The organism is Pseudomonas sp. TUM25319 (assembly GCF_056388475.1).
Genome location: NZ_CM150751.1, coordinates 3,424,448 through 3,450,902 on the forward strand (window position 1 = coordinate 3,424,448; position 26,455 = coordinate 3,450,902).

General features: G+C 65.2%; 25 protein-coding genes. 10 read left to right on the plus strand and 15 right to left on the minus strand.

Going from position 1 to position 26,455, the window contains the following annotated elements; all coding sequences use genetic code 11:
* The 4 genes from AC05QJ_RS16090 (at position 1) to AC05QJ_RS16105 (ending at position 5,491) form a co-directional block, all read left to right on the plus strand.
* Positions 1 to 1,731 carry an FAD-dependent oxidoreductase gene (locus tag AC05QJ_RS16090; RefSeq protein WP_476747810.1) on the plus strand — a complete coding sequence of 577 codons (1,731 nt, stop codon included), beginning with the start codon at positions 1 to 3 and terminating at the stop codon, positions 1,729 to 1,731.
* A gap of 2 nt (positions 1,732 to 1,733) precedes the next feature.
* A complete protein-coding gene (locus AC05QJ_RS16095) occupies positions 1,734 to 2,054 on the plus strand; it encodes an NIPSNAP family protein (protein WP_262130507.1) in 321 nt (106 codons plus the stop codon).
* Positions 2,055 to 2,136: 82 nt separating this feature from the next.
* Positions 2,137 to 3,801, plus strand: a complete 1,665-nt coding sequence (locus AC05QJ_RS16100; RefSeq protein WP_476747811.1) for an FAD-dependent oxidoreductase — start codon at positions 2,137 to 2,139, stop codon at positions 3,799 to 3,801.
* A 106-nt stretch (positions 3,802 to 3,907) separates the two neighbouring features.
* Positions 3,908 to 5,491, plus strand: coding sequence for a hypothetical protein (locus AC05QJ_RS16105; protein ID WP_476747812.1), 1,584 nt, complete (start codon positions 3,908 to 3,910; stop codon positions 5,489 to 5,491).
* A gap of 52 nt (positions 5,492 to 5,543) precedes the next feature.
* On the opposite strand, the gene AC05QJ_RS16110 is transcribed toward AC05QJ_RS16105, so the two are convergent.
* Positions 5,544 to 6,563 (minus strand): alpha/beta hydrolase, encoded by a 1,020-nt coding sequence (locus AC05QJ_RS16110; protein WP_476747813.1) that lies wholly within the window; start codon positions 6,561 to 6,563, stop codon positions 5,544 to 5,546.
* 170 nt (positions 6,564 to 6,733) lie between these two features.
* On the opposite strand from AC05QJ_RS16110, the gene AC05QJ_RS16115 reads away from it, so the two are divergent.
* Entirely contained in the window at positions 6,734 to 7,615 is an 882-nt protein-coding gene (locus tag AC05QJ_RS16115; RefSeq protein ID WP_476747814.1) for a LysR family transcriptional regulator, read from the plus strand.
* Here AC05QJ_RS16115 and AC05QJ_RS16120 read toward each other — a convergent pair.
* The 10 genes from AC05QJ_RS16120 to AC05QJ_RS16165 form a co-directional block, all read right to left on the minus strand.
* Entirely contained in the window at positions 7,605 to 8,168 is a 564-nt protein-coding gene (locus AC05QJ_RS16120) for an NUDIX hydrolase (protein ID WP_476747815.1), read from the minus strand. The genes AC05QJ_RS16115 and AC05QJ_RS16120 overlap by 11 nt on opposite strands.
* Positions 8,169 to 8,170: 2 nt before the next feature.
* On the minus strand, positions 8,171 to 8,923 hold the full coding sequence (locus AC05QJ_RS16125) for a GntR family transcriptional regulator (protein ID WP_476747816.1): 753 nt from the start codon (positions 8,921 to 8,923) through the stop codon (positions 8,171 to 8,173).
* Between the two features lie 90 nt (positions 8,924 to 9,013).
* Positions 9,014 to 9,403, minus strand: a complete 390-nt coding sequence (locus tag AC05QJ_RS16130; RefSeq protein WP_476747817.1) for a carboxymuconolactone decarboxylase family protein — start codon at positions 9,401 to 9,403, stop codon at positions 9,014 to 9,016.
* 187 nt (positions 9,404 to 9,590) lie between these two features.
* A complete protein-coding gene (locus AC05QJ_RS16135) occupies positions 9,591 to 10,076 on the minus strand; it encodes a flavin reductase family protein (protein WP_476747818.1) in 486 nt (161 codons plus the stop codon).
* Positions 10,077 to 10,089: 13 nt separating this feature from the next.
* Positions 10,090 to 11,571 (minus strand): aldehyde dehydrogenase, encoded by a 1,482-nt coding sequence (locus AC05QJ_RS16140; RefSeq protein ID WP_476747819.1) that lies wholly within the window; start codon positions 11,569 to 11,571, stop codon positions 10,090 to 10,092.
* On the minus strand, positions 11,568 to 12,401 hold the full coding sequence (locus AC05QJ_RS16145; RefSeq protein ID WP_476747820.1) for an alpha/beta fold hydrolase: 834 nt from the start codon (positions 12,399 to 12,401) through the stop codon (positions 11,568 to 11,570). Before AC05QJ_RS16145 ends, AC05QJ_RS16140 begins: the two co-directional genes overlap by 4 nt.
* 59 nt (positions 12,402 to 12,460) lie before the next feature.
* Positions 12,461 to 13,051, minus strand: coding sequence for an amino acid synthesis family protein (locus AC05QJ_RS16150; RefSeq protein ID WP_476747821.1), 591 nt, complete (start codon positions 13,049 to 13,051; stop codon positions 12,461 to 12,463).
* Positions 13,052 to 13,296: 245 nt separating this feature from the next.
* Entirely contained in the window at positions 13,297 to 13,533 is a 237-nt protein-coding gene (locus AC05QJ_RS16155) for a hypothetical protein (RefSeq protein WP_476747822.1), read from the minus strand.
* Between the two features lie 92 nt (positions 13,534 to 13,625).
* Positions 13,626 to 14,669: an LLM class flavin-dependent oxidoreductase gene (locus AC05QJ_RS16160; RefSeq protein ID WP_476747824.1), complete on the minus strand. Its 1,044-nt coding sequence runs from the start codon at positions 14,667 to 14,669 to the stop codon at positions 13,626 to 13,628.
* 75 nt (positions 14,670 to 14,744) lie between these two features.
* Entirely contained in the window at positions 14,745 to 15,230 is a 486-nt protein-coding gene (locus AC05QJ_RS16165; protein ID WP_476747825.1) for a flavin reductase family protein, read from the minus strand.
* 327 nt (positions 15,231 to 15,557) lie between these two features.
* Here AC05QJ_RS16165 and AC05QJ_RS16170 point away from each other — a divergent pair, with 327 nt between their 5' ends.
* Positions 15,558 to 16,958 carry a purine-cytosine permease family protein gene (locus tag AC05QJ_RS16170; protein WP_476747826.1) on the plus strand — a complete coding sequence of 467 codons (1,401 nt, stop codon included), beginning with the start codon at positions 15,558 to 15,560 and terminating at the stop codon, positions 16,956 to 16,958.
* A gap of 194 nt (positions 16,959 to 17,152) precedes the next feature.
* Here AC05QJ_RS16170 and AC05QJ_RS16175 read toward each other — a convergent pair whose 3' ends face one another.
* Positions 17,153 to 18,736 carry a rhodanese-related sulfurtransferase gene (locus AC05QJ_RS16175; RefSeq protein ID WP_476747827.1) on the minus strand — a complete coding sequence of 528 codons (1,584 nt, stop codon included), beginning with the start codon at positions 18,734 to 18,736 and terminating at the stop codon, positions 17,153 to 17,155.
* On the minus strand, positions 18,733 to 19,341 hold the full coding sequence (locus AC05QJ_RS16180; protein ID WP_476747828.1) for a cysteine dioxygenase family protein: 609 nt from the start codon (positions 19,339 to 19,341) through the stop codon (positions 18,733 to 18,735). Before AC05QJ_RS16180 ends, AC05QJ_RS16175 begins: the two co-directional genes overlap by 4 nt.
* Positions 19,342 to 19,596: 255 nt before the next feature.
* Here AC05QJ_RS16180 and AC05QJ_RS16185 point away from each other — a divergent pair, with 255 nt between their 5' ends.
* The 4 genes from AC05QJ_RS16185 to AC05QJ_RS16200 all read left to right on the plus strand — a co-directional run bounded on the left by AC05QJ_RS16185 (position 19,597) and on the right by AC05QJ_RS16200 (position 23,777).
* Positions 19,597 to 20,679, plus strand: coding sequence for an LLM class flavin-dependent oxidoreductase (locus AC05QJ_RS16185; protein ID WP_476747829.1), 1,083 nt, complete (start codon positions 19,597 to 19,599; stop codon positions 20,677 to 20,679).
* 87 nt (positions 20,680 to 20,766) lie between these two features.
* Positions 20,767 to 21,255, plus strand: a complete 489-nt coding sequence (locus tag AC05QJ_RS16190) for a tripartite tricarboxylate transporter TctB family protein (RefSeq protein WP_476747830.1) — start codon at positions 20,767 to 20,769, stop codon at positions 21,253 to 21,255.
* Positions 21,256 to 21,264: 9 nt separating this feature from the next.
* Positions 21,265 to 22,767 (plus strand): tripartite tricarboxylate transporter permease, encoded by a 1,503-nt coding sequence (locus AC05QJ_RS16195; RefSeq protein ID WP_476747831.1) that lies wholly within the window; start codon positions 21,265 to 21,267, stop codon positions 22,765 to 22,767.
* A 35-nt stretch (positions 22,768 to 22,802) separates the two neighbouring features.
* The gene (locus tag AC05QJ_RS16200) at positions 22,803 to 23,777 is read left to right on the plus strand and encodes a Bug family tripartite tricarboxylate transporter substrate binding protein (protein WP_476747832.1); all 975 of its coding nucleotides are present in this window, start codon (positions 22,803 to 22,805) and stop codon (positions 23,775 to 23,777) included.
* 76 nt (positions 23,778 to 23,853) lie between these two features.
* Here AC05QJ_RS16200 and AC05QJ_RS16205 read toward each other — a convergent pair whose 3' ends face one another.
* Both AC05QJ_RS16205 and AC05QJ_RS16210 read right to left on the minus strand, forming a co-directional pair.
* Positions 23,854 to 25,071, minus strand: a complete 1,218-nt coding sequence (locus AC05QJ_RS16205) for a DUF3422 domain-containing protein (protein WP_476747833.1) — start codon at positions 25,069 to 25,071, stop codon at positions 23,854 to 23,856.
* A 123-nt stretch (positions 25,072 to 25,194) separates the two neighbouring features.
* Complete coding sequence (locus AC05QJ_RS16210) at positions 25,195 to 26,436, minus strand: hypothetical protein (protein WP_476747834.1); 1,242 nt, start codon at positions 26,434 to 26,436, stop codon at positions 25,195 to 25,197.
* Positions 26,437 to 26,455: the final 19 nt, after the last annotated feature.

Sequence of the window (26,455 nt, forward strand, 5' to 3'; positions counted from 1 at the left end):
ATGAACAGCGCAACCCGTTTTCCCGATGGCAGCGACGCGGCGTTCGACCTGATCGTGCTCGGCAGCGGCGCCGCCGGTTTCGCCGCCGCTGCCACGGCGGCGCGCAAGGGCCTCAAGGTGTTGCTGGTGGAGAAGGCCGCGCAGTTCGGCGGCACGTCGGCGATCTCCGGTGGCGCCGTGTGGCTGTACGGCACCGACCAGGCCCATGCCGCCGGTGTGCAGGACAGCGCCGAGGCCATGCGCCGCTATCTGCAGAAGGTCATTGGCCCCGGCTACAACGCCGCGCTGGTGGATGCCTATATCGAGCAGGGCCATCAGGCACTGCGCTGGCTGGAAGCCAACACCGAACTCAAGTACGCCCTGCGCCCGCTGTCACCGGATTACTACCCGGACGAGGAGGGCGCCACCGAGCGTGGCCGGGCACTGGAAATGCTCGAATACGACGGCCGCCACCTGGGCGCGCACTTCAAGGACCTGAAGATGCCGCCGGCGGGCATGCTGCTGTTCGGCGGGATGATGGTCAATCGCGTCGATATCCAGCATTTCCTCAGTTTCCGTCGCTCGCCGCGCTCGTTGCTGCATTGCCTGAAACTCATGGGGCGCTATGCCATTGACCGCCTGAGTCATCCCCGTGGCACTCGGCTCACCACTGGCAACGCGCTGATCGCCCGGCTGGCGACCACCGCGTTCGCCCACGGTCTCGAATTGTGGCTGGACAGCCAGACCCGATCACTGATCGTCGAAGGCGGCACCGTGGTGGGCGCGGTGATCGAGCGTGGCGGTCGCCAGCTGCGAGTGCGCTCTCATGGTGGCGTGGTTTGTGCCACCGGTGGTTTCGCGGCGGGGCCGGAGGCTGCGGCGCAGCGTCCCCAGGGCGACGCGCCACACCTGAGCATGTCGCCCGAGACCAACGTGGGCGATGGCCTGCACCTCGGCCAGCAAGCTGGCGCGGCGCTGGGGCAGGGCCTCGCCGCCAATTTCTTCTTGGCGCCGGTATCGGAGGTGCTGCACCGCAACGGCGTGCGCGAACGCTTCCCGCACCTGGTGACCGACCGTGCCAAGCCTGGCGTGATTGCGGTCAACAGTGCCGGCGAACGCTTCGTCAACGAGTCCGACTCCTATCACCACTTCGTCCAGACCATGTTCGCCACCGGCAATACCTCGTGCTGGCTGATCTGCGACGCCGAGGCGCTGAACAAATACGGACTGGGCCTGGCCCGGCCCAAGCCGGTGGACAACGGCGCGCTGATCGAGGCCGGCTACCTCTTCCGTGCCGACACGGCCGAGCAACTGGCAGCCCGGGTCGGCGTCGATCCCCACGGCTTGCGCCGCACGCTGGAGCGCTACAACCGCGACGCCCGCGACGGCGTCGATCGTCAGTTCGGCAAGGGCGGCAACAGCTACAACCGCTACATGGGCGATCCCGACCACCGACCTGACCCGTGCAACGCGCCGTTGCTCAAGGCGCCGTGGTACGCGATCCGCCTGCACACCGGCGACCTCGGCTCGGCCCGTGGCCTTGCCACCGACAGCGCGGCGCGGGTGCTGGACGCCAGCGGCGCGCCGATTCCCGGCCTGTACGCCGCCGGCAACGACATGAACTCGCTGATGGACGGCACCTATCCCGGCCCCGGCATCACCCTCGGCCCCGGCCTGACCTTCGGCTGGCTCGCCGCCTGCCATGCCGCCGAACGGCTGGCGCAAACCCCTTCACTCATCCAGGAACAATGACCATGTACTACGAACTGCGCACCTACACCCTGAGCCCGACCCGCATGGCCGACTGGCTGGCGCTGTACCAGAGCGATGCGCTGGCGGTGCAGACTGAACACCTGGGCAACCTGGTGGGGTTCTTCACCACCGAGTTCGGCGAGGCCAACCAGGTGGTGCATATCTGGGCCTACGAGAGCCTCGATGACCGCGCCGCCCGCCGCGCCAGCATGGCCGCCGACCCGCGCTGGGCCGAGTTCGGCCGCAAGAACAAGGAGCTGGGTGCGGTGCTGAAACTGGAGTCGCGGTTGATGCGCCCGACCGGGTTCTCGCCGCTGAAGTGACCGGTTCGGGGAATTCCATTCCCTGTGGGAGCGAGCTCGCTCGCGAAGGGCCGCACCGCGGCCCCAGAAAAGGCAACACGCAATGCAACAGCTTGAATGCGATGTGCTGGTGATCGGCTCCGGGGCCGCTGGTCTGGCGGCGGCGGTGACGGCGGCGCAGCAGGGACTGAAGGTCATCGTCGCGGAGAAGACCCGCTGGTTCGGTGGCACCAGCGCCTGGTCCGGCGGCTGGCTGTGGGTGCCGGGCAACCCGCTGGCAGTGGCCGAGGGTAGGGTAGAGCCGGAGGACGCACCCGCGCGCTACCTGCTGGCGCAGGTTCACGGCGAGCACCTGAGCGAACAACAGCGCACCTACCTCGAACGGGGCCCGGAGATGGTCTCGTTCTTCCAGCGTCATACCGCCGTGCAGTTCTATTCCGGCAGCGCCATGCCGGACATGCGCGATGGCGAAGGCTCGGCCAGGGGCGGCCGCTCGCTGTGTGCGCAGCCGTACGACGGCCGCGAACTGGGGCCGTGGATCGAGCGGTTGCGACCGCCCCTGGATATCGTCAGCCTGTTCGGCATGGGCATTGCCGGAGGCGCCGACCTGGGAGCGTTCTTCAATGTCCGCCGCTCGGCAAAGGCCGCCTGGCATGTGGGCGGGCGCTTGCTGCGCCATGCCCGCGACCTGTTGCTGTACCGACGTGGCATGCATCTGGTCAATGGTAATGCGCTGGTGGCGCGGCTGCTGCGCAGTGCGCTGGACCGGCAGGTACAGCTGTTCAGCGACAGTCCGGCGGTACGGTTGCTACGCCATGACGGTCGCGTCAGCGGTGCGGTCTTGCGGCGTGACGGCAAGGAGTGCGATGTGCTGGCGCGGCGTGGTGTGGTTCTGGCCTGTGGCGGTTTCGCCCACGACGGACCCCGGCTGGCGCAGCGGCTTGGCCATGTCCATCACTGCGCGGCGCCCACCAGCAACAGCGGTGACGGCCTGCGCCTCGGCGAGCAGGCTGGTGGCTTGCTGGGCGAGGATCTGGCCCATGACGCGGCATTCGTGCCGGTGTCGCTGGTACCTCGTCGCGACGGCTCGACCGGACGCTTTCCACACTTGGTGGATCGCGGCAAACCGGGCTTTATCGCCGTGGATGGCGAGGGCCGGCGCTTCACCAACGAAGCCGACTGCTACCACGACTTCATGAACAACCTGTTCGCCCGCACACCGGCCGGGCAGCAGCCTTACGCCTGGATGATCTGCGACCGGCAGGCGCAGCGGCGCTTCGGCCTGGGCTGGGCCAAGCCGTTTCCCTTTCCGCTCTGGTATTACCAGCGCCGTGGCTATCTGGTCCGGGGGCGTGACGCATATGAGCTGGCCGAGCGCTGCGGCCTCGATCCGCAGCAGTTGCAGGCCACGATCGAGCGTTTCAACCAGCATGCACAGGTGGGACATGACCCGGACTTCGGACGTGGCCAGTCGGCCTACAACCGCGCCCTGGGTGATCCGTCGAACGGTCCTAATCCGTCATTGCGACCTTTGAACGGGCCGCTCTGTGCGGTGCGCCTGGTGCCCGGCAGCCTCGGCACCTTCGCCGGGCTGAAGACCGACGCTCAGGCGCGGGTGCTGGACGCCACCGGCGAAGTGATTCCGGGCCTGCACGCGGTCGGCAATGACATGCACAGCATCATGGGCGGGCATTACCCGAGCGGCGGGATCACCCTCGGGCCGGGGATGACCTTCGGCTATCTGGCGGGGTTGGCGCTGGCAGGGTAATCATTGGTGGCATTTTGCTATTTCCTCTGTCACGCGCTGTCCCTACACTCGGTCGACCGTCGGCCGGGTTGTCTGGCCACAGTGCTATTCAGGGAGAAAGGCATCGATGAGCAGTTCACCGTTCCAGTACGGCATAGAGATCAGCGCCGAATCGCTCGCGCAGCAAACCGGATTCCGGTCGCTGTCCTGGGCCTTCGATGGTGTGTGGGAAGTGCTCTTGCAGAATTACGGCAGTACCGACGCCCAGAAGATGGGTGCGATCCTGGGCCAGCGGCTTCGCGCGCTGGACGCGGTGCGTTCGGGGATCGCGGCCGTCCATCGCCAGATCGACCGCTACCAGCCTGATATCTCCCGATATCCGCTGGCCGCCGCGGTCAGCACCGTAGAGGCGCGCTACCGGGAGTTCGAGGACTCGCTCGATAACCTGCTGGAGCGCATCCGCCAGCAAGCGGCAGGGGCGCCGGAGATCAGGGCCCAGCGTTTCGAGGCGTCGGTGCGCCTGAGCGACGTGAGTCTTCGGGCGGGCAGAGAGATCGGTGCGAACCTGAGCAAGCTCCAGCGCGTGCTGAACAGGTCCGATGGAAACTTCGTCGATGAGTTCTACCAGGAACACCGCGAGCGCGATTTCATGTCGTTCTTCTACGGCACCAAGTTCGGCTATGCCCGTCTTTACCTCGCTCAGGTCAAGGCATTCCTGCTGCTGCACCTGGCGCACAAGGATCCGCGCAACCCCTACCGGCTGTCCACCGAGCTCAACGACTTCGAAGAACAGACGCACAAGAGCGAGTACGCGATGTTCTGTACCCTGCATCAGCCGGTGCAGGATCTGGTCCGGCAGTTGGCGCAGGAGTCGGACGGGATGCATGCCGCCGCGGCCGTGACCCTTCGCGTCCCGGGTGGCGACGGGTTGAGGCTGGACAACGAAGATCGGCTGCAGGCGTCTTCATGGACCGAGGAGTGGCGGCTGGAACTCATGGAGTCGTGGCTCTACAGCCCGACCGTCGACCATCGGTTCCGCTTGCGCCAGATTGTATCGGACAGAATCCTGGTGCTGGACGACGTGCGGGGCGCATCGGGTATCCAGCGGGGCAAACGAAAAGGGGGCGAGCGGCACGACGACTCGACGGTGCTCGAGGGCTGGTCCATCGCTTTCGAGCCAGGCCCTGGTGCATTCCGCCTGAAGTATCAGGGCAGGTCCGATGATCCCAATACCGGCAAGAACCTTGTGAGCCATGACGTACCGAATGGGCACAAAGTGGAAGGCCGCATGTTGAGCCAGTATTTCGACAGGGACCGGTTGTTCCAGATAGTGCCCTACAAGATTACGGTCAAGGAGCAACTGCGGGTCGACGAATATCTGCGGCCAGGCGACTACCTGAAGTCGCCCGCCGACACCTACCGCCTGTACTACCGCCACGGTGGCGCGGTGGAAGTGGTCAGGACCGGCGAAAACAAGGCGGTCTGGGCCGTGGCAACCACGGTCGTGCTGACGGCAACGGGGCGCCTGCTGCTGCAGGCGGACGGTAATTTCGTTGCCTACACCCAGGAAGGCTTCCCTTACTGGGCGACGGACAAGTACTTCAAGGACCAACAGGCGCTCTACCGCAACTCGGTGCTGACGTTGCGCGACGATGGCCGGGTGCAGATAGCGCTGCCGGGCAAGGAGCCGTTCTGGCAGAGCCCTGCGTAAATAACAGCGCGCTCCCTCTCGGGAGCGCGCTTGTCGGTGTGGCGTGGGTACGTCAGTTCAGGTGGGCTTTCAGCTCGCCTGCCGCCTGGCGCATCGCTGCTTGCACCGCTGGCACCTTGGCCAGCGGGTTGAGCAGGCCGTAGTCGTGGATCATGCCGTTGTAGCGCACGGCGGTGACGGTCACGCCGGCGGCATCGAGCTTGCGGGCATAGGCTTCGCCTTCGTCACGCAGTACGTCGAACTCGGCGGTCTGCACCAGCGCTGGCGGCAGGCCCTTGAGCTGCTCGCTGCTGGCGCGCAGCGGCGAAGCCTGGATCTGCGCACGCTGGCCCTGGTCGGTGGTGTAGTTGTCCCAGAACCATTTCATCAGTCCGGTGGTGAGGAAGTGACCTTCGGCGAACTGCTTGTATGAAGCGGTCTCGAAGTTCGCGTCGGTCACCGGCCACAGCAGCAACTGGAAGCGCAGCGCCGGGGTCTTGCGTTCCTTGGCCATCAGCGCCACCACCGCCGCCATGTTGCCGCCGACGCTGTTGCCGGCCACCGCCAGGCGGGTGCTGTCCACACCGATCTCCTTGCCATGCTCGGCCACCCATTGGGTCGCGGCGTAGGCCTGGTTGATCGCGGTCGGGTAGTGCGCCTCGGGGGACGGCGTGTAGTCGACATACACCGCCACGGCGCCTGAGCCCACCACCAGGTCACGGATCAGCCGCTGGTGGGTCGGGAAGTCGCCCAGCACCCAGCCGCCGCCGTGGAAGAACATGAACACCGGCAACTCACCTTCGACCTTGGCCGGGCGGACGATCTTCAGGGTAACCTTGTCCTGGCCGACATTAATGGTCCGCTCGCTGACCTCGATCCCCGACAGGTCTACCTTTACCGACGACTGGGCACCGCTGAGGACGGCGCGGGCGTCTTTCGGGGCCAGTTGCTCGAGGGGCTTGCCGCCGCCTTGTTCCAGTGCTTCGAGGAACGCCTGGGTGGTGTGTTCGACACCCGGGCTGCCGGCAGCGAAGGCGTTGCCGATGGAGAGGGCGAGGAGGGTGGCGCCGAGGGTTTTGTGAATGCGGTTCATCTGTGGATTCCTTTTCTTCGTAAGTGTTGGCACGTGAGGTACGCAAGGTTGCGATTCGGGCGGCGAGGGCTCTGCTGCGGGCCATCGCTGCAACGTGGGTGTAGATTATTCAGATGCGCCGGAGTGAAAAAGCCGCTATAAAGCGTTTGACTGTCCACCAGAGAGTGACAATGAACCCGTTCGAAGACATGCGTATCTTTTCCCAGGTCATGGAGTCCGGCAGCTTTACCGCCGCCGCCGAGAAGCTGGGCCTGTCCAAGCAGTTCGTCAGCCGCCGGCTGATGGCCCTGGAGGAGCGCCTGGGCGTGCGCCTGCTCAACCGTTCGACCCGGCGCCTCGATCCGACGCCGCTGGGCCAGAGCTATTACGAATCGGCCCTGCGCCTGCTGGCCGAAGTGGAGCAGGTTGAACAGGGCATCGCCGGGCAGACCAGCGAGCCGCGTGGCACGGTGCGCCTGAGTGCACCGCTGTCGTTTGCCGTGGCGCACCTGGGCGAGTTGCTGCCGGCCTTTCTCCAGCGTCACCCGCAGGTCAGCGTCGAAGTGGACCTGAGCGACCGCTCGGTGGACCTGCTCGCCGAAGGCTACGACCTGGCCCTGCGTATCGGCGTGCTGGAAGACTCGACCCTGATCGCCCGGCGCCTGGCGGCCATCGAGCGGGTGTACTGCGCCAGCCCCGACTACCTGGCTCGGAACGGCACGCCGTCACGGCCCGATGAACTGGCGGCCCACGAATGCCTGCCCTACGGCCATGGCCGCCAGGTGCAGTGGCGTTTCGTCGAGCAGGGCAAGGCGCGGGTGGTAACGGTGTGCGGGCGGATGCGGGCGAACAACGGTGATCTGCTGCGCGAGGCGGCCATCAGCGGGATGGGTATCACCTACCTGCCGACCTTCATCGTCGGCGAAGCCCTGGCGGCGGGATCGCTGGTGCCGGTATTGCAGGACTTCGCGCCGGAGCCGTTGCAGCTGTCGGCGGTCTATCCCCAGCACCGCCAGAGTGCGCGGCCGGTGCAGGCGTTGATCGAGTTTCTGCGCGAACGCCTCAGCGGATGAAATGCACCTTGCCGGTATCGTCGTTGCCCATGTAGATGCCGTAGACCCCGGCCTGGCGTTCCTCGATGTAGCGTTCGAGGATCTGCCGGATCGCCGGGTAGTAGATGGCGTCCCAGGGGATTTCATCGGGGGCGAAGAAGCGGCAGTCCATGGTCTCGGGGCCGTATTCGCCGGTGATCTCCACCGCCACGGCGCGGAAGATGATGTACACCTCGCTGATCTGCGGCACGCTGAAGATCGAGTACGGCGAGACGATGTCGGCGCGCACGCCGGTTTCTTCCCAGACTTCGCGCAGGGCCGCCTGTTCGGTGGTTTCCCCGGCTTCCATGAAGCCTGCCGGCAAGGTCCAGGTGCCGGGCCGCGGCGGGATGGCGCGCTGGCACAGCAGGTACTTGCCATCGCGCTCGATGATGCAGCCGGCGATGATCTTCGGGTTGACGTAGTGGATGTAGCCACAGGCGGCGCAGAGCAGCCGCTCGTGGGTATCGCCGTCGGGCCGTCCCTGGCTCAGCGCGGCGGAGCATTGCGGGCAGAAACGCGGGACGGCGGGCATGATCAGCGACCTATGCGGGGCTCTTTGAGAGCGATGGGAGTGGCGATTTCACGGATCTTGCTGTTGTCTTCCTGCTTGGAGCGCAGGTAGTCCAGGGCGACCTTGGCGGCAGCGCGGACGTGGTCCACCGAGGCCTGGTGGGCGGCCAGCGGATCGCCGCTCTTGATCGCCTCGACGATCTTTTCCATTTCCTGGTTACTGGCGCCACGGCGGTTTTCCTGGGACACCGAGGTCGCCCGCAGATAGCTGATGCGCGCCTGCAACTGGCGCAACTGGGTGGCGGCGACGTGGTTGCCGGAGCCTTCCAGGAGCACGTCGTAGAAGCCCTGGACCGACTCCAGCACCTGCTGCAGCTCGCCGTCCTTGAGGGCTTCGCGGTTTTCTTCCAGCGCCTTTTCCAGGGCGCGGATGTCCTTGGCCTTGGCGTTGAGGGTGAACAGCTGGACGATCAGCCCTTCGAGCACGCAGCGCAGCTCGTAGATGTCGCGGGCGTCTTCGAGGGTGATGATGGCGACCCGTGGGCCCTTGGCGTCGGCGAATTCCACCAGGCCTTCGGATTCCAGGTGGCGCAGGGCTTCGCGAACGGAGGTGCGGCTGACGCCGAGGCGGTCGCAGAGGTCGCGTTCGACCAGGCGGTCGCCGGGCAGGAGGTGGAAGTTCATGATCGCGCCGCGCAGTTTGTCGAGCACGATTTCGCGCAGGGTGACAGGGTTGCGGTTGACCTTGAAGGTGTCGTCGAGTGGCTGGCGTTTCATCGTTTGCGCTCTGCAGTTGGCTGTTGCGCCAGCGACATCGGAGCACACGACAACCGGGTGCTCCCTGCGGTGGTTTCGAACAGCCAGTGTTTAACTGGTTGACTCCGAGTCGGCCTCGGCGAAGGCTTCGCGGGCCAGGCGGAAGCTGTCCACGGCCGCGGGTACACCGCAATAGATACCGACCTGAAGCAGGATTTCACGTATTTGTTCACGACTCAGGCCGTTGCGCAAGGCGCCTCGGATATGCAGCTTGAGTTCGTGTGGCCGGTTGAGCGCCGAAATCATGGCCAAGTTTATCATGCTGCGTTCCTTGAGCGACAAACCGTCTCGGCCCCAGACATGGCCCCAGCAGTATTCGGTGACCAGTTCCTGCAGCGGCTTGCTGAACTCGTCGGCGTTCTGGATCGAGCGGTTGACGTAGTCCTCGCCCAGCACCTGGGTGCGGATCTTCAGGCCTTTTTCGAATTTTTCGTTGCTCATGCTCGGGTTCCTGCAGGGGAGAAGAAAAACGGGGTGCCGCAACCGAAGGTGAGCGATTGCGTGCGGCAACCCCTGAAAGCTTGGTAGTTCTTGAGGGCCTCATCGCTGGCAACCCCAGCTCCCACAGTGACCGCATGCACCTCGGGACCTGTGGGAGCTGGCGTTGCCAGCGATAGGGCCCTCAAGGTCAACCCAGGGGCGGCAGCGCGCCCAGTTTGCCCTTGTGGTAGATCATCGGGGTCGCCGGCTGCTCGGGCAGCACCAGGTTCTTCACCTCGCCGACGATGATGGCGTGGTCGCCACCGTCGTACTCGCGCCACAGTTCGCATTCGATGATCGCCGTGGCGTTGTCCAGCAGCGGGTTGCCCAGCTCACTGAGGTGCCAGGCGATGCCCTTGGCCTTGTCCTTGCCCTTGCCGGCGAACGCGTAGGCTTCGGCCGTCTGCCCTGCGGCCAGCAGGTGGATGGCGAAGCGCTTGGCGTCGCGCAGGATCGGGTAGGTGTCGGAGGCGTAGTTGGGGCAGAACAGCACCAGCGCCGGTTCGATCGACAGCGCGCTGAACGCGCTGGCGGTGATGCCGACGATGCCGCCCTCGGCATCCAGCGTGGTGACGATGGTCACGCCGGACGGGAAGGAGCCCATCACGTCTTTGTAGATGCCGGGTTCGATCATTTCAGTTCACCTGTCAGCGCATCACGAAGGGGTCGGGCATGGGCGCGGTCGAGAGGTTGATCCAGACCGTTTTCAGTTCCGTGTAGGCCAGCACCGAGTCGATACCGCTTTCGCGGCCATAGCCACTGTTCTTGAAGCCACCGATGGGCGCCATGGCCGAGACGGCACGGTAGGTGTTGACCCAGATGATCCCCGAACGCACGTCGCGGGCCAGGCGGTGGGCACGGCCCAGGTCGCGGGTCCAGATGCCGGCGGCGAGGCCGAACTGCGAGTCGTTGGCAATCGCCAGGGCTTCTTCCTCGGTCTTGAAGCGGATCACCGCGGCGACCGGGCCGAACACTTCTTCCTGCATGATCTTCATCGAGTTGCTGTCGCACTCGAACAGGGTCGGCTCGTAGAACCAGCCTTCACCCTCGACCTCGGCACGCTTGCCGCCCATGCGCAGGCGTGCGCCTTCGGCGTTGGCGGCGGCGACCAGGCCTTCGACCACCGCCAGTTGCTGGGCGGTGGCCATGGGGCCCATCTCGCTGGTTTCGTCCTGCGGGTTGCCGATGCGGATGCGTTTGGCGCGTTCGATCAGGCGCTCGACGAACTCGTCGAAGATCTCGTCCTGCACCAGCAGCCGTGAGCCGGCCACGCAGCTCTGGCCGGAGGCGGCGTAGATGCCGGCCACGGCGCCGTTGATGGCGCTGTCCAGGTCGGCGTCGGCGAAGATGATGTTCGGCGACTTGCCGCCCAGCTCCAGCGACAGCTTGGCGAAGTTCTCGGCGCTGCTGCGCACCACATGGCGGGCGGTGGCGGCGCCGCCGGTGAAGGCGATCTTGCGTACCAGCGGATGGCGGGTCAGCGCCGCGCCGGTGCTCGGGCCGTAGCCGGTGACCACGTTGACCACGCCGGCCGGGAAGCCGGCTTCGAGGGCCAGGCGGGCCAGTTCCAGGATGGTCGCCGAGGCGTGCTCGGACGGCTTGATGACGATGGTGTTGCCGGCGGCCAGTGCGGGTGCCAGCTTGATCGCGGTCAGGTACAGCGGGCTGTTCCACGGGATGATCGCGGCGACCACGCCGATCGGCTCGTGCACGGTGTAGGCGAACAGATCGGGCTTGTCGAGGGGCAGGGTGCCGCCTTCGAGCTTGTCGGCCAGGCCCGCGGTGTAGTGGAAGAACTCCGGCAGGTAGCCGACCTGGCCGCGGGTTTCGCGGATCAGCTTGCCATTGTCGCGGCTTTCCAGTTGCGCCAGGTGTTCCTTGTTCTCGGCGATCAGGTCGCCGAGGCGGCGCAGCAGCTTGCCCCGTGCGGTGGCGGTGAGGCCGCGCCAGGCTTTGCTGTCGAAGGCTGTCTGGGCGGCCTGGACGGCCCGTTCGACGTCGGTTTCATCGGCATCGGGCAGTTGTGCCCAGGCTTGCGCGGTGGCCGGGTCGAGGCTGTCGAAGGTCTTGCCGTTGTGCGCATCGAGCCACTGGCCGTCGATGCACATCTGGAAACGAGTGAGCGTCATGCAACGATCCCCTTGGCTGAATCGGAGAGGGTTCGGGCGTGCCCGAGGAAGTCCAGCAGCATCTGGTTGACCAGGCGCGGCGACTCTACCGGCATCATATGCCGCTGCTCGGCGAGCACCACGCTTTGTGCGCCGGGAATGCGCGCCGCCAGTTCGCGGGTCATGGTCGGGGTCGAGCCGAGGTCGAACTCGCCGGTGGCGATCAGCGTCGGCACCTGGATGCTGCCCAGGTCGCCTTCGCGGTACATGTCCTGGGTGGCGAACAGTTCGTAGGTGGTCAGGTAGCCCTGCGGGTCGTTGCCGGCCAGGGTCTGGCGGATGGCCGCGACCTGCGCCGGGTTGGCCGCCTGGTATTCGCGGCTGAACCAGCGTGCCAGGGCCGCTTCGGCATTGGCATCGGGGCCGTGCTCGGCGGCCTGGGCGGCACGGGCGATGACGCCGGCGCTCTGCTCGGGGCTGCGGTTGAACACGCTGTTGAGCACCACCAGCGCCGCCAGGCGTTGCGGGTAGTGCAGGGCGAAGGCGCGGGCGACCAGGCCGCCCATGGAAAAGCCGATCACCGTCGCCTGGGGAATCTGCAGATGGTCCAGCAGTTCGGCCAGTTGCGCGGCATAGCCTTGCAGGTCGGTGCCGGATTCGGGACGCGGGCTCTGGCCGTGGCCGAGCATGTCGTAGGCGATGACCCGGTAATCGCTGGCGAGGCCGACGAACTGTCCGCCCCACATTTCTTTGTTCAAGCCGACGCCGTGGATCAGTACCACGGGATGGCCCTGGCCGGTGGCCAGGTAGCTGGTGCCGGCGGGTGTACGTTCAGCGACAGGCTGAATCATGGTGGGGCGCTCCTTGAGAGTCGGGCGTGGGAACCCACGCCCCGGCCCGTTGGATGTTGTTATTGGTTTTTTTCCGCAGCCAGCTCTTCCAGGTCGATGTAGCGGTTGCCGATGCGCGGGTGCAGGCGGCCGCCGTCGGCAGCGCCCAGGACCACGACGATCTCGTCGGCACGCGGGGCGTCTTCGATCTGCATTTCCAGGGTGATGTAGTGCGAGCGCAGGCCTTCGTCGTCCTTCTGCATCATCGGGATCTGGATCGAGGTGCCAGGGCCGCCGCGCTTGTTGGTGAAGCTCAGGTAGCTCTTGGCCTTGACCGCTTCGCGGTAGTGGTTGCCGAAGCGCAGGGTGTGGATCACGGCGGAAGCGTGCTCGATCTCGCCGTCGGCGCCGACCACAGCGGCCTTGCCGTAGGCTTCGATCTTGTCGGCGCCACCGATGGCGGCGGTCAGGCGCTCGACCATCAGCGCACCCAGCTCGGAGCAGTTGGCGCGGATTTCAGGCTTGAGGTCTTCGACGAAGCCACGGCCGGCCCACGGGTTTTTGATCACGACAGCCAGACCGACCATGGTCACCGGCTTGTCGGTGGCCTTGCCGCCTTCGATGCGGGTTTCTTCGGAGTAGGTGACGATCTTGCGGATTTCGAAACTCATGGGGCGGGGCTCCTGTGGAGTGTGTTCAGGGTCTTGTTGTCTGATGGTATACCATAATATTTGATGTGCAAGAGGGGAGAGAAAATTTCTGTGGGGGAGGGGATAAGTGGTGGTGTGGAAGGCTTTGCTGCCAGGGTGTCTTGACTGCTGCAATCGCTGGCAAGCCAGCTCCCACCAGGATTTGAGGTGCACCTCGAACCTGTGTGAGCTGGCCGGCGATCAGGCCCGAAAGGGCAAAGGAAATGTCAGTGCTTGTCGAGTTGCTGATCCACCAGCCATCGACCGTGGGCCAGCGAGGCATGCTGGGCCTTGTCCAGGTCGGCCAGGTACATCATCGACACCGGCAACGGCAGGCGCCGGCTGATGTGGCCTTGGGGATCGGTGATCCGACAGCCGCCGGCGTAGGGCGTGGGAATGTCGGGGTGGACTTCGACGCTGGCGGTGATGGTGTGGTTGCGGTGCACGCATTCAAGGGTTTTCATCGTCCTGACCTCGCTGCGGTAAAAATCGGAAGTCTCCTACCGATATACCACAGCGTCGGGCCGCAGGTTCCCGGCCCGACGAGCGTTGCGGATCAGCGGAACGCCGGCACCACTTCGTTGATGAACAGCTCCAGCGACTTGCGCTTCTCTTCGTGCGGCAGGCTGTTGTCGCACCAGAAGCTGAACTCGTCCACACCCAGTTCCTGGTAGTAGCGGATGCGTTCGATGACGTCCTTCGGCGTACCGATCATCGCGGTCTTGTGCAGGCTTTCCAGTTCGAACTCCGGACGTTCGGCGAACTTGGCCTCCGGGCTTGGCGGCAGGAAGCCGTTTTCCGGGGTCTGCTTGTTGCCGAACCAGGCATCGAAGGTACGGTAGAAGCGGTTGATCGCCTGGGCGCCGATCTTCCAGCCTTCCGGATCGTTCTCGGCGTGGACGTGAGTGTGGCGCAGCACCATCAGTTGCGGGCGCGGTACGCCGGGGTTGTTGGCCAGTGCGGTCTCGAACTTGTTCTTCAGGTCGACCACTTCCTCGTCGCCCTTCATCAGCGGCGTGACCATCACGTTGCAGCCGTTGGCCACGGCGAAGTTGTGCGAGTCGGGGTCGCGGGCAGCGATCCACATCGGCGGCATCGGCTTCTGGATCGGCTTGGGCACGGAGGTGGAGGTGGGGAATTTCCAGATGGCGCCGTCGTGGGCGTAGTCGCCCTGCCACAGGGCACGTACCGCCGGAACCATTTCACGCAGTGCGGCGCCGCCTTCGGAGGCCGGCATGCCGTTGGCCATGCGGTCGAATTCGAACTGGTAGGCGCCGCGGGCCAGGCCCACTTCCATGCGACCGTTACTGATCACGTCGAGCAGGGCGCATTCGCCGGCGACGCGGATCGGGTGCCAGAACGGCGCGATGATGGTGCCGGCGCCCAGGTGGATGGTTTCGGTGCGGGCGGCGAGGTAGGCCAGCAGCGGCATCGGGCTTGGCGAGATGGTGTATTCCATCGCGTGGTGTTCGCCGATCCACACGGTGCTGAACCCGCCTTTCTCGGCCATCAGGGTCAGCTCGGTCAGGTCTTCGAACAGTTGCCGGTGGCTGACCTGTTCATCCCAGCGTTCCATGTGTACGAACAACGAAAATTTCATGAGGCGTTTCCTCAGGCTGTGTTATCGGTCGCCTGTCGGATCAGGCAGACGCATGACTTAAGTAAGAATAGGGGCTCAGGCGAAGGCGGGCAGGCTGGCCATCTTGCCGCGGCAGTAGACCAGCGGGCTCGGCGCTTCGGCGGGGACGATCAGGTTCTTTACGGCGCCGACCATGATGGCGTGGTCGCCACCTTCGTATTCGCGCCACAGTTCGCATTCGATGATCGCCGTGGCGTTGGCCAGCAGCGGGTTGCCCAGCTCGCTCAGGGTCCACTCGATGCCCTGGGCCTTGTCCTTGCCTTTCTTGGCGAAGGCATAGGCCTCGGCCTGTTGCTGACCGGAGAGCAGGTGGATGGCGAAGCGTTTTTTCTGGATCAGTACCGGGTAGGAGTCGGAGCTGTAGTTGGGGCAGAACAGCACCAGCGGCGGGTCCATGGACAGGGAGCTGAAGGCACTGGCGGTGAGACCGACGACCTGGCCGTCGTCGTCCAGGGTGGTGATCACGGTAACGCCGGACGGGAAGGAGCCCAGAACGTTCTTGTAGACGGTTGCGTCGATCATGGCGTGGTCCTCGGATGCAGCGGTTTCGACCGCGTTTTTATCGTTGATGTGTCTGATGGTATACCGTAATACCTAATTTGCAAGGGGAATTTTCCAGCCCTGACGAACGTCTTGATCCAGATCAAAGCCCAATGAATACGGGGCTTTGCGGTAATAGAGAAGGGAAGGGGGGGGCAAAAGGCAGCACAGTTGGTCGGCAAAAAGGCGAATCAGTGTTGTCAAAAGCTTGGAATACCATAATATGGTCTTCAGCTTCGACGCCGCTTGCTGCGTGCCGCAAGTGGTTTCCTACAAAGATAAAAACAGAACCTTTCGAGCTTTTTGCCCATGTCCCAGCCGTCTTCGCAACACCAGTTCGTCGAGAACCATACGGTCGATTACGTTCCGCCAGCAGAGCGCCACGGGAAGGCGCGGGATCTGTTCACGCTGTGGTTCAGTACCAATATCGCACCGCTGCCAATCGTCACCGGGGCCATGGTGGTCCAGGTGTTCCACCTCAACCTGCTGTGGGGCCTGATCGCCATCGCCCTCGGGCACTTGCTGGGCGGGATCGTGATCGCCCTGGCCTCGGCGCAAGGTCCGCAGATGGGCATTCCGCAGATGGTCCAGAGCCGTGGTCAGTTCGGCCGCTACGGCGCGCTGCTTATCGTGTTCTTCACCGCACTGATCTACGTTGGCTTCTTCATCTCCAACATCGTCCTGGCGGGCAAGTCGATCCACGGCATTGCGCCGAGTGTGCCGATGCCGGCGTCGATCCTGATCGGCGCCCTCAGCGCCACCGCCATTGGCGTGATCGGCTACAACTTCATCCATACCCTCAACCGCATCGGCACCTGGGTCATGGGCGCGGCGCTGCTGGCCGGGTTCGCGATGATGTTCAGCCAGACGCTGCCGGACGACTTCCTGACCCGTGGCGCGTTCAACCTCTCGGGCTGGATCGCTACCGTGTCGCTGGGGGTGATCTGGCAGATCAGCTTCTCGCCCTACACCTCGGACTATTCGCGCTACCTGCCTCGTGAAGTCGGGATTGCCCGGCCATTCTGGGCCACCTATTTCGGCGCGACCCTGGGCACCATCCTGTGCTTCAGCTTCGGCGCCATCGCGGTGCTGCTGGTACCGGAAGGTACCGAGGCGATGGACGCGGTGAAACAGGCCACCGGCTGGCTCGGACCGATCCTGATGGTGCTGTTCCTGCTCAACATCATCAGCCACAACGCCCTCAACCTGTACGGTGCGGTGCTGTCGATCGTCACCGCGATCCAGACCTTCTTCAGCCAGTGGACGCCGAGCATCAAGGTGCGCGTGGTGTTGGCGGCGGTGATCCTGTTCGGTTGCTGCATGACTGCGCTGGGCGCCTCGGCGGACTTCATCTCGCACTTCATCGGGCTGATCCTGGCGCTGTTGCTGGTGCTGGTGCCGTGGGCCTCGATCAACCTGATCGACTTCTACGTGATCAAGCGCGGCCACTACGACATCGCCTCGATCTTCGCCGCCGATGGCGGGATCTACGGGCGCTACAACCTGCACGCGATCATCGCCTATGCCTGCGGGATCCTGGTGCAGCTGCCGTTCGCCAACACGTCGCTGTATGTCGGGCCTTACGCCAACCTGGTGGAGGGTGCTGACCTGTCGTGGCTGGTTGGGCTGGTGGTGACCGTTCCGCTCTACTACTGCCTGGCGACTCGCGGGCGGGATGAAGCGGTGGTGGCAGCCTGGCGGGCGCACTGAGAGGGTTGAGCTGCAAGCTGCAAGCTGCAAGCCACAAGCTGCAAGTAAGAGCAGTGCGCGGTGTCGCCGCTTTTTCTTGCAGCTTGAAGCTTGCAGCTAGAGAGGCCTTCAGAAAGCCATAAGCTGCAAGTAAGAGCGGTGCGCGGTGTCGCTGTTTTCTCTTGAAGCTTGAAGCTTACAGCTTGCAGCTCAAGTCAGATCACATGGAACCCGTGGGTGCCATCCCGGCCCAGTTGCTCCACGAGACCAAACTCCCAGTCCAGATAGCCCTGCATCGCTTCGCGCGGGTTGTCCGTGCCTTCGTACGGCCGGCGGTAGCGGTCGCTGCGCGGCACTGCCAGGTGCGTCTCGCCCTGTTCCAGTGGTCGCTCCTCGGCAATCCAGCGTCCGGTGCCGCCTTCTAGCAGGAACACCGGTTTACGGGTCAGCGCTTGCAGGTCCACCGCGGCGAAGCGCGCCAGCAGGCTGCTGCCGCAGGTCACTACGTAACGCTCCGCCACCGGCAGGTTTTCCAGGGCCTGGGCCAGTTGCGCGCGGATCGCCCAGTGGGCGCCAGGGATGTGCCGCAGCACGTAGTTGGCGCTGGTGGTGAAGTCCAGCAGCACGGTGGTGCCTTCGTCCAGCCAGGCCTGCAGTTGCGCGGACTGGATCGACGGCGGCTGCGGCAGTGCCGGTAGCGGCACCTGCCATTCGCCGGTTTCGCTGAAATCGGCCGCTTCCAGCCCGTCCAGCACCGCCACTTGCCAGCCCATCTGGGCCAGCCAGGAGGCGCTCATGTTGGCGCGCACGCCGTCGTCGTCCACCAGCACGATCCGCGCGCCGCGCACGCTGGCGCTGTGGTCGGTCTCCTGCACCAGTTGCCCGCCTGGCACCGAGCGGCTGCCCGGCAGGTGGGCCTTGGCATATTCCTCGGGCGTGCGCACGTCGAACAGGTAGGTGGTGCGATGAGTTTCCGCCTGCCAGGCCTGCAAACCACCTTTGGACAGGCGTGCCACGCCGGCCTTGTCGGCCACGGCGCGGGCGCGGCGGGCGGCGCTGGCGCGGGTTTCGGCGCTCACCTCGGCAAAGCGCTGCGACTGGCCGTGGGCCAGTTTCTGCCCGGCCAGGGTCCAGCCGATGGTGCCGTTGCGCAGGGCCGATACCGGGTTGGGAATGCCGGCATTGACCAGCGACTGGGTGCCGATGATGCTGCGGGTCCGGCCGGCGCAGTTGACGATCACCCGGGTGGCCGGGTCCGGGGCCAGTTCCGCTACCCGCAAGACCAGCTCGGCGCCAGGCACGCTGATGCCGCCGGGAATGCTCATGGTCTGGTATTCGTCGAAGCGGCGGGCATCCAGCACCACCACATCGGCTTTTTCATCGAGCAGTTGCTGGACGTCTTCGGCCGCCAGCGACGGCGTGTGGCGCTGGCTTTCTACCAGTTCGCCAAAGGCCTTGCTCGGCACGTTGACGTCACGGAACAGCTCGCCACCGGCATCGCGCCAGCCGGCGAGGCCGCCTTCGAGTTCGGCCACGTCGGTGTAGCCCAGGGCCCGCAGGCGTTCGACGGCGAGGGCGGCAAGGCCTTCGCCATCGTCATACACCGTTACCGGCGTGTCGCGCCGGGGCACCCGGGCGTAGATCTCGATTTCCAGTTTCGACAAGGGAATGTTGGCCGCGAAAAGCGGGTGCTCCAGGGCGAACGGCGCTTCTTCGCGCAGGTCGATCAGGGCGAGTTCTTGCTTGGCCAGCAGGTGCTGGCGCAGCTCGGCATAGGAGCGGGTGGTCGCGGTGCTCATGGGGCGGGGTTCTCTTTGGACAGGTCCCAGATATTGGGCAAGCGGGTGTTGGAGTAGCCGGAAATGAAGGGCTTTTCGCTACCGTCGGCGAGGTAGACGGCCCGTTTTACCGCGCCGATGTTGGCGCCATAAACGTGGATGCTGATCGACACCTGGTCGGTATGGGCATTGCTCACCTGGTGGATGTCGCCGATACGCGGCGACACCGCTTCGACCTGGCCCGGCGACAGGCGCACGGCCTCGCCGGCGGGGATCAGCGCACCGCTGTCGGTGCGGGCGAAGCCCTGGGAATACTCGGCGCCGCGCAGCATGCCGATCAGTCCCCAGACCCGGTGATCGTGAATCGGCGTGCTCTGGCCCGGCCCCCAGACGAAGCTGACCACGGAGAAGCGCTGGCGGGAATCGGCATGCAGCAGGAATTGCTGGTAGCGCTCGGGGCTGGGCTGGGCCAGATCGTCCGGCAGCCAGTCGTCGTGGGCGACCAGTTGCTGCAACAGGTTCTGCCCGCGGTCGAGGATGGCGGCCTCGTCAGTTTCCTGGTCAAGCAGTTCGGCAAGGTTGCCGATGAAGGTGCGAAGGCGGTCCAGGCGTAGCGGTTCGGTCATGATTTCGGGCTCAGGCTGCGGTTTTGAAGAACCCTAGCAACCGCCAGATGATTCTCAAAATTCAAATTCTGCATAAGCTAATATGCGCAAAGAGAATTTTAAAGATCAATTATTATTCTTTAATCTTAGTATTAGCTTATGCCGGAAAAGAATTTCACAACGGAGGAGGTGATCGTTAGCTTATAAGCGTTCGTTTTGAAGAAAGCGCCTTCTATAACCATCAGGCGCTCTTCCCGCCCATCAAGGAGCCCCAGCATGAGCGTTCAATTCATCGGCATGATCGGCCACCGGCTGTCTTCGGAAACCCTCGACGCCAGCGGTCCGATCTTCGACAAGGCGTACATCACCCGCTTTGCCCAGGTCCACGAGGACGCCGGTTTCGACCGCCTGCTGGTGGGCTACTGGTCGGATCAGCCGGACGGTTTCCTGGTGACCGCCCTGGCCGGGCTGTCCACCTCGCGCATCAACTTCCTGCTGGCGCACCGTCCGGGCTTTGTCGCGCCGACCCTGGCCGCGCGCAAGCTGGCGACCCTCGAACACTTGCTCGATGGCCGCCTGGCTGTGCATGTGATCAGCGGCGGCAACGATGGCGAGCAGCGCAAGGATGGCGATTACCTCGACCACGACCAGCGCTACGCCCGCACAGACGAATTCCTCGAGGTGGTGCGCAAGGTCTGGACCGAAGAGCAGCCATTCGACCACCAGGGCACCTTCTACCAGGCGCAGAACGCCTTCTCGGCGATCAAGCCGCTGCAGCAGCCACACCTGCCGGTGTACTTCGGCGGCTCGTCTCAGGCGGCGCTGGAAGTGGCGGGCAAGCACGCCGATGTCTTCGCCCTGTGGGGCGAGTCGCTGGAGCAGACCCGCGAAACCATCGCCAGGGTGCGCGCCGAGGCGGCCCGTCATGGCCGCGAGATCCAGTTCAGCGTGTCGTTCCGGCCGATCATCGCCGACACCGAAGAAGCCGCCTGGGCCAAGGCCGACGCCATCCTCACCACTGCCCGCCAGCGCATCGAACGCTCCGGGCCGGTGATCGCCAACAAGCCGCAAAGCGTCGGCGCCCAGCGCCTGCTGGATACCGTGGCCCAGGGCGAGCGGGTCGACGAGCGCCTGTGGACCGGTATTGCCGCTCTGGTCGGCGGCGGCCACAACTCCACCGCGCTGGTGGGCACACCTGAGCAAGTAGCCGATGCCCTGCTGGCCTATTACGACCTGGGTGTGACCACCTTCCTGATCCGCGGCTTCGATCCGGTCAACGACGCCGAGGACTACGGCCGCGAACTGCTGCCGCTGACCCGCGCCAAGGTCGCTGCCCGCGAGGCGCAACGCGGCGCCTGATTCTCCTCCGTACCCACGAGACCGCACGCGCGGATCGTTCACCACCGTACCCTGCCAAGGCGCCTGGACGCCTTCATGGAGCGTTCCGTGTCCGATCTGTCCCAGCGTGCCGTCCGTGCCCGCATCCTGATCCTCGATGCCCGCGAGGTGCTCGCCGGCCTGTTGTTCCTCGGCTTCGGCAGCGCCGGGCTGGTGATCGGCGCCGACTACGCCAGCGGCACCGCCATGCGCATGGGCGCTGGTTACTTCCCCTGGCTGGTGAGCCTGGCCCTGTGCGGGCTCGGTATCGCTTTGCTGGTGCGCGGCGTGGCCCTGGCCCGCGAGCGGGTGGCGCTGGGCGAGCTGTTCCAGGCGCGGGTGGGGCTGTCCATCGGCGGCAGCGTGGTGGCTTTCGCGCTGCTCCTGCCCAGCCTCGGCCTGGCGCTCTCGACCCTGCTGATGACCCTGCTCAGCGGCCTGGCCCGGCGACGTGCCCACCTCGGCGAACTGACGCTGCTGGGCTGCGTGCTGGGGCTGTTCAGCGTGCTGGTATTCGCTTGGGGGCTGGGCCTGAACCTGCCGGCCTGGCCGGTCTGAGGGCGCATCATGGAACTGCTGGATCATTTGGGCATTGGGTTCGAGGCCGCCTTCACCCTCAATAACCTGTTGTACTGCCTGCTCGGCGTCACCCTCGGCACCCTGGTCGGCGTGCTGCCGGGTCTGGGGCCGGTGGCGACCATCGCCATGCTGCTGCCGATCACCTATGGCCTGACGCCCTCGGCGGCGCTGATCATGCTCTCGGGCATCTACTACGGCGCCCAGTACGGCGGTTCGACCACGGCGATCCTGGTCAACCTGCCGGGTGAGTCGTCTTCGGTGGTCACTTGCCTCGACGGTCATGCCATGGCCCGCAAGGGCAGAGCGGGTGCGGCGCTGGCGATCGCCGCCATTGGCTCGTTCATCGCCGGCAGCCTGGCGATCCTGCTGCTGGCCGCTGCCGCCACGCCGCTGGCGGAAATGGCCCTGAAATTCGGCCCGGCGGAGTATTTCTCGCTGATGCTGTTGGGGCTGGTGGCGGCGATCGTCCTGGCCCAGGGCGACGTGCTCAAGGCCGTGGCCATGACCCTGCTGGGGCTGCTGCTGGGGCTGGTGGGCACCGACGTCAACTCCGGGGTGGAGCGCTTCACCTTCGGCATTCCCGCCCTGAGCGACGGCATCAGCTTTGTCGTCATTTCCATGGGTATCTTCGGCATCGCCGAGATCATCGCCAACCTTGAACGCGACCACGGCGGCGTGGCCAAGGTGGCGCGGGTCGGCAGCCTGTTGCCGTCCCGGGATGATTACCGCCGCAGCTGGAAGCCGATCCTGCGCGGCACCGGTCTCGGTTCGCTGTTGGGCGTGTTGCCCGGCGGTGGCGCGATGCTCGGCTCGTTCGCCTCGTACATGGTGGAAAAGCGCCTGGCCAAGCAACCCGAGCGCTTCGGCCAGGGCGCCATCGAAGGCGTCGCCGGCCCCGAGTCGGCGAACAATGCCGGCGCGCAGACCTCGTTCATTCCGATGCTGGTGCTGGGCTTGCCGTCCAATGCGGTGATGGCGCTGATGGCCGGGGCCATGATGATCCACGGCATCGTTCCCGGCCCGCAGGTGATCGACGACCGTCCCGAGCTGTTCTGGGGGCTGATCGTCAGCATGTGGATCGGCAACCTGTTGCTGCTGGTGCTCAACCTGCCGCTGGTGGGGATCTGGGTGCGCCTGCTGGCGGTGCCGTACCGCCTGCTGTACCCGTCGATCCTGCTGTTCTGCTGCATTGGCGTGTACAGCGTCAACAACAGCCTGTTCGACGTGCTGCTGACCGTTGCCTTCGGCCTGCTCGGCTACCTGTTCATCAAGCTGCGCTGCGAGCCGGCGCCGCTGCTGCTGGGCTACCTGCTCGGCCCGCTGATGGAAGAAAACCTGCGTCGGGCAATGCTGCTGTCGCGGGGCGATCCGAGCGTGTTCGTCACCCGGCCGTTGAGCCTGACCCTGCTGATTCTCTGCGTGCTGGTGGTGGTGCTGATGCTCTCGCCACGGGTGCGTGCCACCCGCCAGGTGGCCTTCAGCGAAGACTGATTTTTTCCCGACCCTCCGTTTCCAGGAAGCTGAACATGACCTTCACCCGATCCCTGAAATTCGCCCTGGCCGCCTTGGCCCTCGGCATCACCGGCCTGGCCCAGGCCGACAATTACCCGAGCCGGCCGGTGACCCTGGTGGTGCCGTTCCCGCCCGGTGGCGCGGCCGACACCATCGGTCGCTACTACGCCGAGCAGCTCTCGGCGTCGCTCGGTCAGCCGGTGGTGGTGGACAACAAGCCGGGCGCCGGCACCGCCATCGCCGCCGAGGCGGTAGCCAAGGCCAAGCCGGACGGCTACACCCTGTCGCTGGCCACTGCCGGGCAACTGGCGATCCTGCCCAACCTGCAGAACGACCTGCGCTACAACTGGAAGAGCGACTTCGTGCCGGTGGCCGTGGTGGCCTCGGTGCCCAACGTAGTGGCGGTGCAGGCCAGCAGCAAGATCGACTCCCTGAATACCTTGATCGCCGAGGCCAAGGCCCGGCCGGGAGCGCTGAGCTATTCCTCCTGCGGCAACGGCACCCTGTGCCATCTGTCTGGTGAACTGCTGAAAAACCTGTCCGGTGCCGACCTGTTGCATGTGCCCTACAAGGGCAGCGCGCCGGCGGTGACCGGCCTGCTGGGCGGTGAAATCGACGTGGCGGTGGACACCCTGACCGTGCTGGCGCCGCAGATCCAGGCCGGCAAGCTCAAGGGCCTGGTGCTGAGCAGCGCCGAGCGTTCACCGCTGCTGCCCAATGTGCCCAGCGCCACCGAGGCCGGGTTGCCGGGCTTCGTCGCCTCGGGCTGGTTCGGCATCGTCCTGCCCAAGGGCGCGGCGCCGGAACTGGTGCAGAAACTCAGCGGTGCGATCGACAGCATCGCCAAGTCGCCACAGACTGCCGAGCGTTTCGGCCAGAACGGCATCAGCGTCGAACACGGCACGCCGCAACAGTTTGCCGAGTTGATCGCCCAGGACAATGCCCGTTGGGGACAGGTGATCAAGGCGGGGAAGATCACCCTGGAGTGAGGTGGTCCTGTAGATCGAGCGCCGCAGAAGTGGCGCTCGATCTCGACAACAAAACCCAGCTCAAGCCAGCCACCCCTCAATGCTGCTTGGCCTTGCGAATCCGCAACAGGATCACCAGCAGGATCAACAGCACCGGCGGTGCGAGCCCCAGCAGCGCATCCCGTGGCGGGATGTGCGCGCCGAGGGTTTCCAGGCCGCTGTACAGCAGCTTGAACAGGCTCAGCAGGTAATAAGTGATGGCGATGATCGACAAGCCTTCCACTGCTCGCTGGATCTTTACCTGGGACTCGGCGCGGGCATTGAGGCTGCGCAGGATCTCGGCATTCTGCTCCTCCATCTCCACCTGTACCCGCGCCTGCAGCAGGTCGCCGAGGTTGGCCACGCCCTTGGCCAGATGTTCCAGGCGCTGCTCGGTGGCCGCGCAGTAGCGCACGGTGGGCCGGAAGCGCCGTTCGATGAACACCCCCAGTCGCTGACAATCCCCCACATGCCCCTCGCGCAGTTCCGCCAGGCGCTCGAACACCAGTTGCGCATAGGCCTGGGTGGCGCTGAAACGGTGTCGGCTCCTGACCGTCGCTGCCACCACCTGGCGCGACAGCTCCGCGATGTCTTCCAGCAGCACCTTGGCCTGCACACCACTGGCGCCGGCGTTGCGCTGCGACAGGCTGACCAGGCTGCGGTCGAAGCCATCCAGTTGCGGGCCGAGTTCCTTGGCGGTGCTCAGGGCCAGTGAGGCCATCATCCGGTAGGTCTCGATCTCCAGCAGGCGGCGAATCATCCGGCCCAGGCGGTAGTCGTTGAGCCGACGGTTGATGAACAGCAGGCGATTGTTACCCTCGTCATCGAGGCGAAAGTCGCTCCACACCACGGCATCACCGCCGCCGACGCTGGAACCGCACGGATCCTTGAAGCCGTAGCGGCCGGGTTCCAGGCCGTCTTCCTCGCGCACCAGCACCTGCACCGCGTTGATCAGGTGCTCGCGCCAGGGCTCGATGGCGCTCGCCAGGCTGGCGGGCAGGGCGCTCCAGTCCGGCTCGCGGCTGGCGGAGGGTTGCACCAGGGTCAGGGTGAAGAACTCGGAATGGCGTTCCCACTTGAACGGGCAACCGTCGAAGCGGGTGATGCCCTGGACCGCGCCGGTCTCGCCGATATCCGGGCAGCAGCGCCGCAACAGGGCGTCGCACTGTTTCTGGCCGCCGATGAAGGCCAGGTGAAAGACATGGGCCGGCGCGTCGAAATACAGCGACGGGCGGGCGTGCAGCTCGTTGTGCAAGGCGGTGCGTTGAGGGTGCATGGGTCAGCCGTGTTGTTGTGATTGTCCGCGGATGACACGCCCGGCGAAGGGCGCGTATTCGGGAGACACACGAGCTGACCCATGGGTCACGCCCGCCGGGGCGGGCGAAATGTCGCAGGGGGGTCAGGCCTTGGAAATCGAATCCAGGGTCGGGACGGGGTTGCTGCCGTAGGCCAGGGCCAGCAGGCGGCTGTCCACGCTTTCGTCGTCAGCGATGCGCTGCGCCAGCGCCTGGAGCACAGCCTGGCCATGCATTTCGAAGAACTCGCCGGCGATGTCGTCCAGGTCGCCGCCGTCGGCCTGGACGTGCAGGTCGATCAGCGAGCGGCGGGCCGACAGCAGCAGGATCGGGCCATAGCCGCCGTCGCGGTAATGGGTGCTGAGGGTCCATGGCGTCTGGGTAAATTCGATCAGGCTGGCGAGCAGGCTGTTCATCAGCAGTTCCGCCTCCGGCGCCTCTTCTGCGCACCACAGGCCGAAGCCGACGCAAATGTCCGGAATGCCTGCACTGGCGGGCTGGATGACCTCGTAGATGGCGTCGGTGACCACTCCGCCCCAGGCTACGAAACAGGCTTCGTTGCAACGGATACCCCCTTCGCTCAGCACCAGGCCGTGGTACTTGGGCCAGGCGAACTCGCCGTTGGCGCCACCACGCGGGGCCTTCAGTTTCTGCAGGTCGACGTTCTGCAGGCCGATGCTCAGGCGATTACCGGCGATTCGCCCGAGGCTCGACAAACCTTCCATCAATCGTTGGTAAGCGGGGTAGGCGGTGATATCCGCAAGTGCGATCCGGGTACCGTTCATGCCGTGTTCTCCTAGAAACGCTATCAGTTGCTGGGTGAGGTAATTCAGCACCGGGGTGCTGTCGCTGGCAAAGGAGCGCAGGTACTGCTCGACCGTGCTCCAGTAAAGGGTGCGGGGTGCCCAGCCTGCGGGCGGCAGGGTGGACTGGGTCAGCAGGGCGATGCCGCCGCCCGGTTCGCTGCGGTCCCGGCGGTATTCGTCGTAGAGGTTGAGCTGATCGATTTCGCCGTGATCATCCTGGTGCCAGGTGAAACCGGCAGCGATCTTGTTTTCGATGATGAAGAAAAAGTCCTTGCCACGACCCACCAGGTCCGGCCGCTTGCCTTCGCCGCGATGGCCAGGGCCGATCACATGCTGGGTTTCCCAGACCAGGCCGGGCAGGGCGTCGGGGGCGGGAAGGCGGGTTTCGGGCAGTTGGAACAGACCCTTCAGGACGTCGTTGATGCGACCCGCCGCCGTGGCTTCGCGTAGCCATTCGGCCAGCAATTCGGTCAGAAAGTCTTCGAGAGGCGCTCGGGTTTCCCGTTGACGGAAGGTGAATAGGCGGTCGAAGAAGCTCATGCCTGTCCCTGGCTGATGG

Bases quoted from the DNA above. Each gene is read 5' to 3' on its own strand.
- AC05QJ_RS16090 (WP_476747810.1), top strand. From the start codon at position 1: ATGAACAGCGCAACCCGTTTTCCCGATGGCAGCGACGCGGCGTTCGAC.
- AC05QJ_RS16095 (WP_262130507.1), top strand. From the start codon at position 1,734: ATGTACTACGAACTGCGCACCTACACCCTGAGCCCGACCCGCATGGCC.
- AC05QJ_RS16100 (WP_476747811.1), top strand. From the start codon at position 2,137: ATGCAACAGCTTGAATGCGATGTGCTGGTGATCGGCTCCGGGGCCGCT.
- AC05QJ_RS16105 (WP_476747812.1), top strand. From the start codon at position 3,908: ATGAGCAGTTCACCGTTCCAGTACGGCATAGAGATCAGCGCCGAATCG.
- AC05QJ_RS16110 (WP_476747813.1), bottom strand. From the start codon at position 6,563: ATGAACCGCATTCACAAAACCCTCGGCGCCACCCTCCTCGCCCTCTCC.
- AC05QJ_RS16115 (WP_476747814.1), top strand. From the start codon at position 6,734: ATGAACCCGTTCGAAGACATGCGTATCTTTTCCCAGGTCATGGAGTCC.
- AC05QJ_RS16120 (WP_476747815.1), bottom strand. From the start codon at position 8,168: ATGCCCGCCGTCCCGCGTTTCTGCCCGCAATGCTCCGCCGCGCTGAGC.
- AC05QJ_RS16125 (WP_476747816.1), bottom strand. From the start codon at position 8,923: ATGAAACGCCAGCCACTCGACGACACCTTCAAGGTCAACCGCAACCCT.
- AC05QJ_RS16130 (WP_476747817.1), bottom strand. From the start codon at position 9,403: ATGAGCAACGAAAAATTCGAAAAAGGCCTGAAGATCCGCACCCAGGTG.
- AC05QJ_RS16135 (WP_476747818.1), bottom strand. From the start codon at position 10,076: ATGATCGAACCCGGCATCTACAAAGACGTGATGGGCTCCTTCCCGTCC.
- AC05QJ_RS16140 (WP_476747819.1), bottom strand. From the start codon at position 11,571: ATGACGCTCACTCGTTTCCAGATGTGCATCGACGGCCAGTGGCTCGAT.
- AC05QJ_RS16145 (WP_476747820.1), bottom strand. From the start codon at position 12,401: ATGATTCAGCCTGTCGCTGAACGTACACCCGCCGGCACCAGCTACCTG.
- AC05QJ_RS16150 (WP_476747821.1), bottom strand. From the start codon at position 13,051: ATGAGTTTCGAAATCCGCAAGATCGTCACCTACTCCGAAGAAACCCGC.
- AC05QJ_RS16155 (WP_476747822.1), bottom strand. From the start codon at position 13,533: ATGAAAACCCTTGAATGCGTGCACCGCAACCACACCATCACCGCCAGC.
- AC05QJ_RS16160 (WP_476747824.1), bottom strand. From the start codon at position 14,669: ATGAAATTTTCGTTGTTCGTACACATGGAACGCTGGGATGAACAGGTC.
- AC05QJ_RS16165 (WP_476747825.1), bottom strand. From the start codon at position 15,230: ATGATCGACGCAACCGTCTACAAGAACGTTCTGGGCTCCTTCCCGTCC.
- AC05QJ_RS16170 (WP_476747826.1), top strand. From the start codon at position 15,558: ATGTCCCAGCCGTCTTCGCAACACCAGTTCGTCGAGAACCATACGGTC.
- AC05QJ_RS16175 (WP_476747827.1), bottom strand. From the start codon at position 18,736: ATGAGCACCGCGACCACCCGCTCCTATGCCGAGCTGCGCCAGCACCTG.
- AC05QJ_RS16180 (WP_476747828.1), bottom strand. From the start codon at position 19,341: ATGACCGAACCGCTACGCCTGGACCGCCTTCGCACCTTCATCGGCAAC.
- AC05QJ_RS16185 (WP_476747829.1), top strand. From the start codon at position 19,597: ATGAGCGTTCAATTCATCGGCATGATCGGCCACCGGCTGTCTTCGGAA.
- AC05QJ_RS16195 (WP_476747831.1), top strand. From the start codon at position 21,265: ATGGAACTGCTGGATCATTTGGGCATTGGGTTCGAGGCCGCCTTCACC.
- AC05QJ_RS16200 (WP_476747832.1), top strand. From the start codon at position 22,803: ATGACCTTCACCCGATCCCTGAAATTCGCCCTGGCCGCCTTGGCCCTC.
- AC05QJ_RS16205 (WP_476747833.1), bottom strand. From the start codon at position 25,071: ATGCACCCTCAACGCACCGCCTTGCACAACGAGCTGCACGCCCGCCCG.
- AC05QJ_RS16210 (WP_476747834.1), bottom strand. From the start codon at position 26,436: ATGAGCTTCTTCGACCGCCTATTCACCTTCCGTCAACGGGAAACCCGA.